This is a genomic window from Endozoicomonas sp. PH6C (genome assembly GCF_059322965.1).
The window spans coordinates 4416049-4432404 of the sequence record NZ_CP185342.1 but is presented as its reverse complement, the minus strand read 5'-3'; the positions used below and the strand labels follow the sequence as shown (position 1 = coordinate 4432404).

The 16356-nt window shown below is 48.6% G+C and carries 5 protein-coding genes; all 5 read right to left on the bottom strand.

Annotated features, from left to right (window positions below; all coding sequences use genetic code 11):
* Positions 1-146 precede the first annotated feature (146 nt).
* Positions 147-2993, bottom strand: a complete 2847-nt coding sequence (locus ACOMG9_RS16965) for a hypothetical protein (RefSeq protein WP_448217754.1) — start codon at positions 2991-2993, stop codon at positions 147-149.
* 20 nt (positions 2994-3013) lie between these two features.
* Positions 3014-4099, bottom strand: coding sequence for an IS630 family transposase (locus ACOMG9_RS16960; RefSeq protein ID WP_448218589.1), 1086 nt, complete (start codon positions 4097-4099; stop codon positions 3014-3016).
* 77 nt (positions 4100-4176) lie between these two features.
* On the bottom strand, positions 4177-5715 hold the full coding sequence (locus ACOMG9_RS16955) for a hypothetical protein (RefSeq protein ID WP_448217753.1): 1539 nt from the start codon (positions 5713-5715) through the stop codon (positions 4177-4179).
* A gap of 9 nt (positions 5716-5724) precedes the next feature.
* Complete coding sequence (locus tag ACOMG9_RS16950) at positions 5725-10989, bottom strand: hypothetical protein (protein ID WP_448217752.1); 5265 nt, start codon at positions 10987-10989, stop codon at positions 5725-5727.
* Positions 10990-10998: 9 nt separating this feature from the next.
* Complete coding sequence (locus tag ACOMG9_RS16945; protein ID WP_448217751.1) at positions 10999-16329, bottom strand: coiled-coil domain-containing protein; 5331 nt, start codon at positions 16327-16329, stop codon at positions 10999-11001.
* Positions 16330-16356 lie beyond the last annotated feature (27 nt).

Below are 16356 nucleotides of genomic sequence, written 5' to 3'. Positions count from 1 at the left end.
CTTTTATTACCGTGAAAAGTGATTGCCGTAAAGAGTGAGCAAGCAACTTTTAAAATTGCTCATGGTGATCTTGAGGTTTCAGATGGAAAGCTTGATTGATGGTAATTTCGCTTATCATGACCGTCTTTCTGATCATCGCCCCTTTGCTATTTGTAAAAGACTCCAAGAGTGTAGAAGTAAGGAATACTTTCTGCATGGGAGAACGACCATTTCGGCACATTTTCCCTAAAGTATTTCTCCCAGCCATTCTCAAATAGTTTCATGGTGCGATCACGGCGTTCACGGAACTGCAGGTAATTTTCGTATCGAGTCCAGCCATACAGTGTGTTGTTTGCTTTAACACGGCTTGCGTACTCTTCATCGTTTTCACCGAAACGTTGAGGTGAGCTAATAGCAGTACGTTTCAGATATTCATCTTGTGTTTCACCCACACCAATCCAGCGATTAATCCTGTCAAGACTGCGACCCAGAGGCCCACCCAGCCATTGAGTGAGCATCTTGTTGTCGTTCATAAAGAAGTCGAAAGTGAGGCTCGACGCCAGCGCGAATCCGAAAGTTTGGGCATAGCTAAACCCTGAAATAAGACCGTGGGCGTATGCTCCGACCGTGGCTACCGGACCCAGCACCAGACCTGCGGTGGCCGAGGCCAGCGTTTTCACTTTTTGTGGTGTCGCCCGGTGCAGCAGTGGTACCTGAACACCTTGTCCGGAACCTGTGGATTTCATTATTTCGGGCACCAGACGGGAAATGCTGCGATACATCTGAGGATTGGCGTTGTACTGTCTGGCAAACAGCATAGAGCCGGTTCTCAGCAGAATGACAGAGGAAGCGGCTTTACCCAATGGCATGGCCAGCCCGCCCACTTCAGAAACTTTTTCAATTCCGCTGTGGTAGACATATTGCCCGGTCCGGTCAAGATCAACACTGTAGCCTTCCAACCAGTGCTGGAAAGGTGCGAGCATCCGGTGCAGGTAATCACCCCGGTTGGTCAGATCCAGAAGATAAAGGAATGACATGTTCAAGAGAGACTGCTCAGCAGCCTGTCCGGCGGTACGGGTCGCCAGCAGGGGTTTGTAGCTGGAGAAGTACCAGGTGACAGCCTGTACCAGAAAGGCTGAAGGTTTGACCCAGTACTCATTGATCTGCTGCTCAACCGCTGTGGTATGAACCTGCATCAATGTGCCATGGACAGCCTTGATCAGTTCTGATTCAGAGAGTCCGGCAGCATTGGCATAAGACGTCAGGGTATTCTGAATATTGGCCAGAAATGCTGCCGTCCTGCGGCCATTGTCAAAGGCAATATCGTCAAGAACATAGTTGGCGATAACAGCAGCTGCGTACTCTTTCATGCCGACAACAGACTCTTTCATAGCCACCGGGCCAGTTGCAGTCACAGCAGGAAAAGCACTCAGAATGAATTTCTCAACACCCTTGTCGGACAGCAGCCGGACAGCGGCCCTGAAGTGAGGCACATTGACACCCTGTTTGTAGCCAAGGAAGTGTTCAAATTCAGCCACTGTCTGATAACCATCAATTCCTCTGACGGTCTTTATGTTGTTCCAAAGTTCAACCTTATTGATCAGGCCATCATGCAGTAGAGTTATGATCCTGTTAACGCTGGCAGAATGGGTAGTGAAGTCTTCCGGGAAGGTTTTCAGGTCATTCGGATCACGCCCGAGGTAGTGAATCGCTGATTTGCCCATGCCGAAAATTTCTTTGTCGTATTCTCGAGCCCCGGATCCCATCTCATTTCTGGCTCTGTGCACCAGCTTCTGGACTTCTTCCAGAGGGCAGCGAGGCTCGTCTTGCGAAGCGGGGTATTCCGGGAAGGTCGCCTTCAGGTCCCTGAAGATTTGCACGATCCGACTGGTCTGATCAAACGTCAGTTTGTCTCCGACCAGTACCTGCAAGCGAAGCGCTGCAAATTCCTCGTCAAAATCGTAAGTCGGAAGGTTGGGTATTGCTTTACCGTTCATTACGGCTAATTCGGCCAGACCAGTTGCGACTTGCAGGGCCTGTCGTTTGAGAGGGTGCTGCTGCATGAATGTTTGGATAGCGTGCAAAACTTCGGCCTGTTCCGGCGTGTACTGGAAGGAACCATCTTCAAGCAGCATGTATTTTGGGATGTCACAGTGAAGTCTATCGCGAACTCTGGCCAGTCTTGTTGCTTTGTTATCCTCTTTGTTAACTTCGATTTTCAATATTTCTTCCAGTGTTTCCAGTATATCCAGAGCCTCCTGCTCTGTCTCCTCTACGGCTTTTGTTGCGTATGACTGAATTTTCTCAGAAATGGCGTTACGACGATGATACAGATCGACCTCGCTCTTATGTCCATCCATTTTCAGGGCTTTTTCTACGGCAGTGAGTTTCTCATGGGCTTCAGACATGATTTCAGGATGGGCTGGTCTTCGATCAATTTCTTCTTCCGGGTCTGCAATTGTCTTAAGTTGTTGATGCAGACCTTTTTTCCCGGCAGTTATTGTCTTGATTTTTTGAACCAGGCATTCCTGTTGAACGTCAATATCTGCACTGCAATCAAAATCCTGAATCTCTAAACGTGCGACAATGGTTGAATAGCGGGCTTTTATTTCAGCCTCTGTTCTGGTGTGCTCTTGCTGAAGATCTGGTTGAACGAGCTGAGTTTTAACGACTGCCTGTCTGCATGTGTCATCAGTTTTCTCCAGGAGACGCCTGATTTGCTCATCCAGTGGCTGGGTTTCATCCAGGTCGTCTATGCCAGGTTCTATTGCCATTTTAGAGTGGCGAGCATTTATGGTCTTTATTCTGGCCTTAATAACTCTTTTCTCCAACGGAGGAATCCGTCTGACATCCTGCATAAGTTCCCAATGGAGGTTTTCCTGATCTCTCTGCTCATCAAGAACCCTTGCATATTTATCCTTGATTTCCTGGCAGAGTCGTCCCACTTCCAGTTTTTTCTCATCACTGGCATCAGCTTTATTCGATTCAATGTCCAACTTACGTTTGAAACGCAAGAGTATGGCTTTCTCGCTATCTAGTGTAGTGCGTCGTTCTTTTTGCAACTTAACCGGCGATTAGCCCGAACGACTTTTTCTAAGATATCATTTGCCTTAGCAGTCCAGATAAACGGCTTTGGATTTTGATTATGCTTTTCAATATATTCATCAATCGCACTGACTAGCTGTGGCACACTGACAAACACACCACGGCGTAAACGCTGACTCGTGAGATCCCGAAAAAATCTCTCAACCATGTTTAACCATGATGCTGACGTTGGCGTAAAGTGCATATGAAAACGAGGATGTTTTTCCAGCCATTCTCGCACCTTCGGGTGTTTGTGAGTCGCATAGTTGTCGCAAATCAGGTGCAGCTCTTTGTCTTTTGCCGTTTCCCTATTTATCTGTTTAAGAAACTTCAACCATTCCACATGGGTATGACGCTGCTGGCACTGACCGATGACAGCACCATCAAGTACATTCAGTGCTGCAAAGAGAGTGGTTGTACCATGTCGTTTATAATCATGAGTCATTGTTGCGGCACGCCCTTTCTTCAACGGTAAGCCAGGCTGTGTTCGATCGAGTGCCTGAACCTGACTTTTTTCATCACAGCACAGCACCAACGCATGTTCAGGAGGAGACAGATAGAGTCCGACAATATCTTCAAGCTTCTCCACAAATTTCGGGTCTCGGGACACCTTGAATGTCTTTTCCAGGTGAGGCTTGAGGCCATATGCATGCCATATCCGGCGAACACTTCTCTCACTGATACCGCTAACAGCAGCCATAGTTCGGGTGCTCCAGTGAGTGGCATTTTCCGGAAGGGTGTTTGTGGTCAGACTCACAATCTCAGCAGCATCAATCTTCTTTTTACGGCCACTGCGAGCTCGATCCTGTTCAATCCCGGAGAAGCCTTCCTGAGCATATCGGTCACGCCAGCGGCTGACCTGATGACGACCGATCTTCAGTATTTGCGCAATCTCAAGATTGCTTTTTCCTTCTGCAGAGAGAAGAACAATCTGGGCACGGCGGGCCAAGCGAAGAGGGCAAGTATTTGATGAAGTAATCTTTCTGAGTCGTATTTCTTCAGAAGCATCAAGTATTATCTCTGTGGCAACTCGCATAGTAAAAACAGGCAGTGGTTGGAATAACATCCATAGTAGACCGTTAGGAGTCTTTATGTACTGTTAATTAGGTCGCACTACACTAGTTCATCCAGCTTGCTGAACAACTTAATCATCTGTCTGTTTCTTTCGCCCAGGAGTTTGGAAAAAAAATGTGCGTCGTCGTATAAAGTGTTGAACTTTAATTTGGCGCCAACGGGTATATAATTCATAATCTTCCGAACAAAATGCTTGTTAATCAGAAGATCTCCAAGTGCGGGTTTGAAGCTGAAGTGTTTTGCGAGTTCATTGTGCATCCAGTTTGGCGTGACGACTGACAGAGCGACCCTGATGTGTTCCTGTGTGACTTGAAATTCGTTGATTCCATGTATTTCATCTGGAGTAGCAGTGGCTAATGCCAGATGGAGAGATTCATAGTATGCAAGCGCATGCATCGCCCGTTTATCTTTTTTTGAAAACGTCGTCGGTTGATCCTCGCTTTCTCCGGCAGCGTGCTGCGCAGCAAACTCCTCCAGCATCGCCATTTGCCTGCTTCGAATGACGTGCTGGTAGCCTTTGACCTTATGGGTTTTAACTGCTGTTAATATTGCAGAGGAGGGGGGAGTAGCCTTAGCTTCTTGCCACAGGTCATAGAGGTTTTCTACAAAAGCGATATCATCGGGATTCAGCCTCTGACTATGGAAAACTATCACCTCCCCCGGAGCTTCAGCTACTTCCAGTTTCGGATAACCCGCAGGCACAGGATAAGCCCGTGAGTGACCCTCGACGTGGACAACATATCCGACGGGTTTGCTGTCTGCCAACAGTTTATTAAGAGCCTGCTGTTGTAACTCTCCTCCCAGGACATGAACTTTGATATAAGCAGAGGTGGCTGCTGCCAGGAGAACATCATCATTGACAAAGAGTGACTGACCCAGGCGTTCCAGTTCAGGAGGCTGATCACCCCCTGAGACATGACGCATAAAGGTACGCCCATTGACTTCAACCTTGTCTACTACAATGGTGGCAAGGGTAACATAGTCATCACTGGTGCCGAGGTTTCCTGCTCTCTCTTCGACAGCTTTCAGCAGTGCGAACAGTTGTCTGGGGCTGGCGATTTTCGTTATCGGTTCCAATGATTCCATGTCAGTCCATTGAGAACGAACGGCCCTGACTGAATCCCAATCGGTCATTCCGCCTCTGACTTCAATGACCAGTTCCTTTTCCTGGAGGTTATGGGTGAACCTGAAGATTCCCTCATCAACCAGCTTCAGGACTTTGGTGTATTTCAGGGCAGCGTTATTCTCATCTGTTTCAAACTGGTCAACGCTGGAAACGCGCCCGTCGAAATTAGAAAGAATGTCTGTAAAGCCTATAGCAGGAACAATGTAGCCTGCGCTGACTCCATACTGGTCAGGGTAGGTGGTGGTAAAGGATCCGGGTATTGGCTGCTGGTCATCACCTAAAGTTGGCCGGACCATGACCTCACTCTGGACAAACTCCACCTGTTCATTGGCTTGAATATCGACAGACCTTATTTGCAGCCTGCGATCGGCCAGTGTCTTTGGAGCAATGATGGAGGAGCTGACGGCAACGGCCACCAGAAGGCTGAATGCACTGGGGCAGGTATTTTTCATTCTACTGCCTCATAGCTGGCTGGAAAGCCTGGTTGGGGAGGTGTTTCTTTTACCATGAAGGTGAACTTTTTTGTCATCGCCCTCTCGCCATTTGTAGAAGGCACCCAGAGTGTAGGAGTAAGGAATACTTTCTGCATGGGAGAACGACCATTTCGGCACATTCTCCCTGAAGTATTTCTCCCAGCCATTCTCGAACAGCTTCATGGTGCGATCACGGCGTTCACGGAACTGCAGATAATTTTCGTGTCGCGTCCAGCCATAAATCATGTCACTTGTCTTAAAACGGTTTGCATATTCTTCATCGGTTTCATTAAAGCGTTGAGGCTTGGCAATAGCTGTACGTTTTACATATTCATCTGTCGTTTCACCCACGCCTCGCCAGCGATTAATCCTGTCAAGACTACGTCCAAGAGGCCCACCCAGCCATTGAGTGAGCATCTTGTTGTCGTTCATAAAGAAGTCGAAAGTGAGGCTCGACGCCAGCGCGAATCCGAAGGTTTGGGCATAGGTGAATCCGGATACCAGACCATGGGCGTATGCTCCGGCAGTGGCTATCGGACCCAGTACGAGTCCGGCAGCGGCAGAGGCCAGAGTTTTTACTTTTTGCGGTGTCACAGTTTGTAGCAGCGGTACCCGAACCCCTTGTCCGGAACCCATGGAATTGACTAGTTCGGGCATCAGACGAGAAATGCTGCGATACATCTGCGGGTTGGCGTTGTACTGTCGGGCAAACAACATGGAGCCGGTTCTCAGCAGAATGACGGAGGAAGCGGCTTTACCCAATGGCATGGCCAGCCCGCCCACTTCAGAAATTTTTTCAATTTCGCTGTGGTAGGCATGTTGCCCGGTTCGGTCGAGATCAACACCATGGTGTTCCAGCCAGTGCTGGAAAGGTATGAGCATTCTGTGCGCGTAATCCCCCCGGTTGGTCAGATCCAGAAGGTAGAGGAACGCCATGTTTGACAGGGACAGCGCGGTAGCCTGCCCGGCGGTTTGGGTCGCCAGCAGAGGTTTGTAACTGGAGAAGTACCAGGTGACAGCCTGTACCAGAAAGGCTGAAGGTTTGACCCAGTAATCATCGATCTGATGCTCAACCGCAGCGGTATAAACCTGCATCAATGTGCCATGGATAGCCTTGATCAGTTCTGTTTCAGAGAGTCCGGCAGCATTGACATAAGGTGTCAGGGTATCCTGAACATTGCTCAGGAAAGCTGTCGTCCTGCGGCCATTGTCAAAGGCAATATCGTCTAGAACATAGTTGGCGATGACCGCAGCTGCGTACTCTTTCATACCGACAACCGTCTCTTTCACACCTGCCGGACCAGTTGCATGCACAGGAGCAAAGGCAATTAGTGCGAATTCATCAATACCCTTGTCGGAAAGCATCTGGACAACGGCCTTGAAGTGAGGCAGATTGACGCCGTGTTTGTAGCCAAGGAAATGTTCAAATTCGTCCACTGTCTTATAACCATCAATTCCTCTGACGGCCTTTATGTAGTTCCAAAGTTCAATCTTGCTGATCAGTCCTTCATGCAGCAGAGTCATGATCCTGTTACCACTGGCAGAATGGCTGGCGAAGTATTTCGGGAAGATTTCCAGTTCATCCGTTTCACGCCCGAAGAAGTGAATCGCTGATTTGCCCATGCCGTAAATTTCTTTGTCGTATTCTCGAGCCCCGGATCCCATCTCATTTCTGGCCCTGTGCACCAGATTCTGGACTTCTTCCAGAGGGCAGCGAGGCTCGTCTTGTGAAGCGGGGTATTCCGGGAAAGTCGTCTTCAGGTCCCTGAAGATTTGTACGATCTGACTGGTCTGATCAAACGTCAGTTCGTCTTCGACCAGAACCTGCAAGCGAATCGCTGCAAATTCATCGTCAAAATCGTAAGTCGGAAGGTTGGGTATTGCCTGACCTTTCATTGCGACTAATTCGGCCAGACCACTTGCGATTTGCAGGGCCTGTCGTTTGAGAGGGTGCTGCTGCATGAATGTTTGGATAGCGTGCAAAACTTCTGCCTGTGCCGGCGTGTACTGGAAGGAACCATCGTCATTTTTGACCTCTTCCACTGCAGCCTTCGGGGCTCGTTCTTCAGTGGCTACCTCTGGATCAGGAATGTATCGGGGTTCAGCTCCCGGAGCGATTTGTCTGTCAAGCTCATTCTCAATGACGGCAATACGCTCGTTAACCTCAGGCTGACCCAGCAGATCAACATCTCTACCCAGCCACCGGAGTTCTGTTTCAATGGGCTTTATGATTTCATCACCAAAGTAGTACTTGGTGTTCTTAATATCGAGTTGACGAGCAATTTTATCGTATCCCTCTCTCGCGAGATCTTCATCGTGACAATAGTGGTCGAGGTGGTATACTTCTTCCTCTAATGCCCGAATACTGGCTTTTAGAGCATTCTTCTGGTCATTCAGGCTGGCACCTTTTTCAAATTCTACATTTAGAGGCAAAGCCAGTTCAGCAGCATCCTCCCTGCCTCTTTTTATAGCAGCAGGGTTTTCACTCTTGTCGATGTTCAGCTCGTTCTCTAAAGCTTCAAGCATCCTTACCTGTTGTTTTAAGACACGCTCATCCGGATCCGGGGTTTCGACATTAATGTCAAGAAAATCTATAAGGTTCCAGACTCTTACTTTCTCTACTTTGCTCCAGGTCATGCGTATTTTCCAGATGAAACCTTCCACCTCACGCAGCATGTATTTTGGGATGCAGCTACGAAGCACACTCTGAACTTCGGCAAGTCTTGTTGCTTTGTTATCCTCTCTGTTGGCTTTGATTTTTAATATTTCTTCCAGTGTTTCCACTATATGCAGAGCCTCCTCCTCTGCCACCTCTATGGCTTTTGTTGTGTATGAGTGAATTTTCTCAGAAATGGCGTTACGACGCTGATACACATTCTCCTCGCTGTTGTCCTCGCCCTTCAGGTCGTCCATCTTCAGGGTTTTTTCCACGGCTCTCAGTTTCATGAGTACTTCAGGCCTGACCCCGGGGTGGTCTGGTGTTCGATCTCTTTCAGCGCCTGCGCTGGTGCTCTGTTGCTGAAGAAGTTGTTCGGCGATCTCAGTTTTTTGTTGTTTAATGTGTAGATGTTGAAGTTGATGCTCGAGATCTTGTTCTTGGGCCCAGGCACATTTCAGCCAAAGGAGCTTCCGAATGTTACCCTGGCGGGCCTGGGGTCCATCTTTTTCATCTGGAACCAGACCGAGCTGACCTTCAACGACAGCCAGTTTGTCCCGAAATATCTCATCGCTCTGACCTGCCTGTTGTTGCAGATGCTTTAGAATGAACTCAGAGCGGCCACTCAGGTCGTTTTCATCGTATGGAACAATGTCGAGCTGGCCTTCAATCGCTGTCAGCGTTTCTTTATAAGGCTGTTCCCGAAACGGTTTTTTTGCCGCCACCGAATGGAGCTCAAACCATCTCTTGCTGAGCAGTCTGACTTTTTCTTCCATTCGCCAGGTATCATCCCAGGCATCAGTATCCAGTATTGCTGCGGCAAGGGCGTGACGTGCTTTTGTGGTATCTGCTATGGCATCACTGACCTGTTCTTCCAGCCCCGGGATTTGTTTGATATCCTGCCGAAATTCATGAACCATGTTTTTCAACACCCGGAACAACTTACGAAGCTCTTTAAACTCAGCCGCAAATTTCTGTCTGATCAGTTCTACTTTCAGTTTATCCTCACCACTGTCAGTGGCACTTGCCATTGTAATGTCATCTGATGTTTTGACTGCTCTGGCGAATTCGGGCACGTTTGCCAGCCGTTTTTCCTGCGTGTTAACCATCTCAAGCAACTGTTCGCTGATGTCATCCTTGACTTTGGAGGAAAACTTTGTTTTTTCGCCAGCACCAAAGTCATTTATCACGTCGGTGTCGTAGGGTATGAGTTTCTGAATATTCCGAATACTCTGAACAAAATTATGGTTAGTCAGAAGATCATTAAGTACGGGTTTAAAGCTGAAGTTTTTTATCAGTTGAAACTGCACCCAGGTGGGCGTGATGACTGATGCAGCGGCTCTGATGTAATCTGTTGTGAACTCAAATTCATAGGTTTTATCTGGAGCAGCACTGGTTAATGCCTGCAGAAGAGATTCATAGTAGCCAAGTTTCAGCAGCTTATCATCATCAAGCCTGGCATCGTGCTGTGCAGCCAGGTCAGCAGCGAACTCCTCGAGCAATGCCATCTGCCTGCTTCTGATAATGTGCTGGTAGTTTTTGATCCTGAATGTTTTCACCTTTGCAGAGAGTTCTTTAAATCGATATTCTTCCCGGATGCCAGAGTAGTGGCTTTCCACAAAAGCGATATCGGTTGGATTCTGTTTCTGACCACGGAAAACAATAATCTCTTCCGAAGCCTGTTCCACTTCCAGCTTTGGATAATCAGTAGGCACAGGATAGGCCAGTGTGTCATCTTCGACGTTTACAACGTAGCCGACGGGTCTATGGTATGACAACAGACTGGCCAGGGCCGCGTGGTGTACTTTTTCCCCCAGAACATGAACCTGGGTGTAGGCAGAGGTGGCTGCTGCCAGAAGCACCTCATCATTGACAAAGAGCGATTGCCCCAGGCGCTGGAGATCAGGGGGTTGATCGCCTGCAGCGATAAGACGCATAAAGGTGCGCCCTTTCACTTCAACCGGTTCTACTTCAATGGTAACGAGGTCAACATAGTCATCAGTTTCACCAAGGTTTCCTGCTCTTTTATATGCAGCTTTCATTATTCCGACGAATTGTTTGGTAGTGGCAATTTTCGTTGCAGGTTCTAATGGTTGGATGTCACCTGATTGGGCACGAACAGCTTCAATTGAAGCCTGATCGGTCATTCCTTCCCTGACTTCAATGACCAGCTTACTTTCTGCAAGGTTATGGATGAACCTGAAGACGCTCTCATCACCCACTTTCAGGATTTTGGTGTATTTTTGAGCAACGCCATTGTCGTCTGTTTCAAAAATATCAACACTGTAAACGCTGCCACCAATGTCGGCAATAACGTCCGTGAAGCCTTCGTAAATAACCTTGATGCCAGCCCCGATCTGAACCTCAATCTGGTCAAGGTAAGTGGTTGTACAGGATTTGGGTATGGGTTGCCGGTCATGACCTGAAGTTGGCTGAACCATGACCTCAGTCTGGGTAAACCCTGTTTGTCCATTGCCCGGAATATCAATAGATCTTGTCAGCAGCCTGCGATCGGCCAGTGCCTGTGTACTCATGATGGAAGCGCTGATTGCAAAGGCCACTGCAAGGCTCAATGCATTGGGACAGGCATTTTTCATTCTACTGCCTCAGAGCTGGCTGGAAAGCCTGATTGGGGAGGCGCTTCTTTTATCATGAACGTGAGATTTTTTATCATCACCCTGTCGCCATTTGTAAAAAGCTCCCAAAGTGTAGGAGTAAGGAATACTGTCTGCATGGGAAAACGACCATTTCGGCACATTTTCCCTGAAGTATTTCTCCCAGCCATTGTCAAATAGTTTCATGGTGCGATCACGGCGTTCACGGAACTGCAGATAATGTTCGTGTCGAGTCCAGCCATACATTGTGTTGTTTGCTTTAACACGGTTTGTGTAGGCTTCATCGTTTTCACTGAAACCTTGAGGTGTGGCAATCGTCGTACGTTTCAGATATTCATCTTGCGTTTCACCGGCACCAATCCAGCGATTCATCTTGTCAAGACTGCGACCCAGAGGTCCACCCAGCCATTGAGTGAGCAGCTTGTTGTCGTTCATCAAGAAGTCGAAAGTGAGACCCGACGCCAGAGCGAATCCGAAGCTTTGGGCATAAGTAAATCCGGATATAAGGCCGTGGGCGTACGCTCCGAACGTGGCTACCGGTCCCAGCACCAGACCGGCTGTGGCCGAGGCCAGCGTTTTCACTTTTTGTGGTGTCGCCCGGTGCAGCAGCGGTACCTGAACCCCTTGCCCGGAACCCATGGATTTCACTATTTCGGGCACCAGACGGGAAATGCTGCGATACATCTGCGGGTTGGCGTTGTACTGTCTGGCAAACAGCATGGAGCCGGTTCTCAGCAGAATGACAGAGGAAGCGGCTTTACCTAATGGCATGGCCAGCCCGCCCACTTCAGAAACTTTTTCAATTCCGCTGTGGTAGGCATATTGCCCGGTTCGGTCAGGATCAACACCGTAGCCTTCCAACCAGTGCTGGAAAGGTGTGAGCATCCGGTGCAGGTAATCACCCCGGTTGGTCAGATCCAGAAGATAGAGGAACGACATGTTCAAGAGAGACTGCTCGGCGGCCTGCAGTGAAGTGTGGGTCACCAGCAGAGGTTTGTAGCTGGAGTAATACCAGGTGACGGCCTGTACGAGAAAGGCTGAAGGTTTGCCCCAGTATTCATTGAACTGATACTCAACCACTGCAGCATGCGCCTGCATCAAAGTGCCATGGACAGCCTTGAGCAGTTCTGATTCAGAGAGTCCGGCAGCATTGGCATAAGGTGTCAGGGTCTCCTGAGCATTGGCCAGAAAGGCTGCCGTCCTGTGGCCATTGTCAAAGGCAATATCGTCAAGAACATAGTTGGCGATGACCGCTGCTGCGTACTCTTTCATGCCGGCAAGCGACTCTTTCATAGCTGCCGGGTCGGTCGCAGTCACGGTCACAGGAGTAAAGGCACTCTGCATGAATTCCTCAGCTCCCTTGTCGGACAGCATCCGGACAGCACTCTTGAAGTGAGGCACATTGACACCCTGTTTGTAGCCAAGAAAGTGCTCAAATTCATCCACTGTCTGATAACCGTCGACACCTCTGACGGCCTTCATGTAGTTCCCAAGTTCAGCCTTGCTGATCAGTCCTTCACGCAGCAAAGCGATGATCTTGTTGCCACTGGCAGAATGGCTGGCGAAGTATTCCGGGAAGCTTTTCAGAACGCCTCGCAGATGCTCGACAAAGTCAATGCCTGCTGAGCCCATGCTGCGAATTCTGTTGTCGTATTCTTTTGCCCCTCTTCCTATCCCGTGACTGGCCGCGCAAGTCAGCCGCAGGACTTTATAAGTGACACTCAGAGGCAGATGGTTTTCCGGAGGCTCGAAAGGAGGTTCAGGAAAGGTCGTTTTCAGATTTTTGAAAACTTCCACAACCCAACTGGCCTGTGCAAACGTCAGCTTGTCCCCGACCATTGCTCGCAAGCCAATGGGGGCAAATTCGTCGTCAAAATCGATAATTGGAAAGTAGGGTATTTCCTTACCGTTTTCTAATGCTAATTCTGCCAGGCCATTTGCGACTTGCAGAGCCAGTTGTTTGAGAGGGTGCTGTTGCGCGAATATGTGAAGATCGTTGAGAATTTCTGCCTGTATCGGCGTGTACTGGAAGGGACCGCCATCATCTTCGACGGCTTTTTCGGCAGCCTTCAGGACTGTTTTCATTTTCTTAATGTCTGCTTTACTGCCTTCATCCTGAGCCTCAGGACTGACCTGTTCCTTAGCCGCCAACAGTTCACTTTCAGCTTCTTTTATTTTTCGCCTGGCTATGGCTGCCTCACGGTCAAGAGCGTATCGGGGCTTGGGTTTCGGGAACAGAGCCATGTACCTGTCAAGCTTATTTTCAATATCTGCGATACGCTCATTAACGGTAGAGCTGCCCGCCTTGAAAACTTCTTCATCCAGCTGCAGGAGTTTTGCTTCAATCAAACTGTTCTGGTCGCGGATAGTGGCATCTTCTTTGTAATCCTTAATAGCGAGCTGACAGGCCATTTCATTGTTCCTGGCTCTTTTGATACTTTCATCCTGATAGACTTCGTTGAGTTCATCAATTAATTCCCAAATTTTGCCTGTCAGGGCATCCTTCTGTTCAAGCAGGAAGGCATCTTCTTCAAATGCCACATCCAGATCACTGGCCAGTCTGGCAGTGAAGGCCTTGCCCCTTTTGTTGGCAGCATGGTTTTCACGACGGAAGAAGATTTTCAGCTTATGCTCTATGGCTGCAAGCAGTTTTTTCTGTTGTTCATTGCTATGTATATCCAGATACCAATCTTCAACTTTATAGGCCAGACTCGCACCGAGCTTCCTGAGTTTGAGAGCCCTCTCGTCCAGCACTGCGCTGTCTTGTTTCCAGAGGGTTTGATCTATCAGATCCAGAGTCTCCTCTGAGGGATCACCGCCCTCAAGTATGCTATGAACCAGAGCCACTCTTGCTGCTCTGCCGTGCCCTTCATTCAATGTGAGGGTCAGTATTGATTCTACAGCTTCCAGCAGCTGGATCTGTTGCTCTGTGGCTAGCTTATTCGGAGCCGGGGCTTCGATTTTATAATGAAGATGTGCAAGGACTCTTCTGAGTTTGATATCCCTCTCGTCACGAGCTTTGCCATTGTACGTCCAAAGGCTAATGTCTATATCATTCAGAATGTCATCTGAGTGATTTTCGGTGTCAAGTTTCCTGAAAACCCTGATGAATCTTGCCATTTTGTCATCGTCTTTGTTGACGTTGAGGTTGAGTGTTTGTTCTGCGAATTCCAGTAGATCCAGGGCTTCTTTCTCTGCCTGATGTCTGGCTTTTCTGATAAGTCTGTCCATGTCTTGAGAAATATCACTGCGACGGAGATAGATATCGAACTCTTTTTTATTACAGGGGAAAGCTATCTCTAATTCCAGAGCTTCTTCCACGTCACTCACTGTCTTCAGGACCAGGGCTTCACGCATAGCTTTGGGATGGCCTGTTCCTGCTTGGGCAGCCGCTGTGCCGATTTCATGAATTTTCTGTCTAATGAGTCTGAATTGTTCTTCTGTTGGCTGGTCATCATCCCGGTTATCAATACCAAGATCTTCTGCCAGTTGAGCGTTGTAAGCCTTTCTGGCGTTTTCTCCGGCATCAATAACTTCTTGCTCCAGCTCTGAAATTCGTGCAAGTTCTCGCTGAAGTTTCTGTGACTGGTCTTGCAGTGTTTTCGTCATTTTACGCATCTGCGCAATCTCATCCTCAAACCGTTGCTTGAGTTGATGGCTATCGGTAAAAGCTTTCTCGGCTTTGAGCTTAAACTGGTCTCTAGCCTCAGTGAGTTTGCCTACTGTTGCCAGATTGAGCTTTAACTGGTCTCGAAGCTCAATGAGTTTGCCTTCTGTTGCCAGATGCTTTTCCAGCAGGAGTTCCCTTTCAACCAACTGCCCGGCCATGTCGCTCAGAATTTTGGCCATAAACGGGTCATCGTGAAACATTTTGGTCAGTGGTTCAGCGAGATTGGGTACAAGATTCAGCATACCCTGAACATAAAGCTGTTTAGTCAGAAAATGTCTCAGTACGGGTTTGAAACTGAAGTGTTTTGCCAGCTGAATCTGCTGCCAGGTTGGCGTGATGGCGTACGAAGCGACTCTGATGTGTTCCAGTGTGAGTTCAAATGTATCGCTTCCATACATTTCATCAGGACTAGCACTGGCCAATGCCTGCATGAGATATTCATAGTATGAAAGCGCATGCATCTCCCGTCTATCTTTGTCTGCCAGTATCGTTGATGGGTATTTGCTGGTGCCAGGGTACCTCACAATAAGCCCCTCCAGCACTGTCATCTGTTTGCTTCGAAGGACGTACTGGTAGCTTTTGACTTTATGTTTCATAACCTTTGTTGCTGCTGCCGCTGCCTCCGCCGGCGTGGGGTTATTAAGCTCAGCTTCTTTCCAGAGGTTATGGAGGCTTTCTACAAAAACGACATCTTGCGGATCCTGCATCTGACCATGAAAAACAATAACCTCTCCAGGAGTTTCTTTAACTTCCAGCCTTGAATAACCCGGAGGCACATGAAAAATCTGTTTGTCATCCTCGACGTGGACAACAAACCCGACGGGTTTGCTGAGTGCCAAGAGTTCATTAAGCGCCTGCTGTTGTAACTCCTCTCCCAGGACATGAACCCGGATATAGGCAGAGGTGGCTGCTGCCAGGAGAACATCATCATTGACAAAGACTGTTTGACCCAGACGTTGCAAGTCAGGGGGCTGGTCGCCTGCAGCGATAAGACGCATGAAGGTACGTCCTTCCACTGCAACTTTTTCTACTTCAACGGTGGCAAGGGGAACATAGTGATCACTTTCGCCGAGCTGTCCTTTCAGGGTATCGACACTGTTCAGCACCTCAGCCAGTTCTCTGGAGCTGGCGATTTTCGTCAGCGGTTCTAATGACAGGCTGCAAGATGATTGACTGCGAACCACCTCAATGGAATCCTGATCGGTCATTCTGCCTCTGACTTCAATGACCAGGTTCTCTTCTTTAAGGTTGTGGGTGAACCTGAAGAGTCCCTCATCACCCACTTTCAGGACTTTGGTGTATTTTCGGGCAACGCCATTTTTGCCTGTTTCAAACACATCAACAATGGAAACGTCACCATCGGCATCAGCAAGAGCTTCCGAAAAGCCTACAGAATTAAAGTGATGGCTCAATCTGTCACGAGGCTGAGCAGGGTAGGTGGTCGTGAAGGATTTGGGTATGGGTTGCTGATCATTCCCTAATGTTGGCTGGACGTTGACCTCACTCAGGGTAATCTCCACATGTCCATTACCCGGAATATCGGCAGCTTTTATCTGCAACTTGCGATCGGCCAGTGCCTGAGCACCAATAAGGGCAGAGCTGATTGCAACAGCCACTGCGAGGCTTAATGCATTGGGACGGGCATTTGTCATTCTAATGCCTCAGAGCTGGGTAGAAAG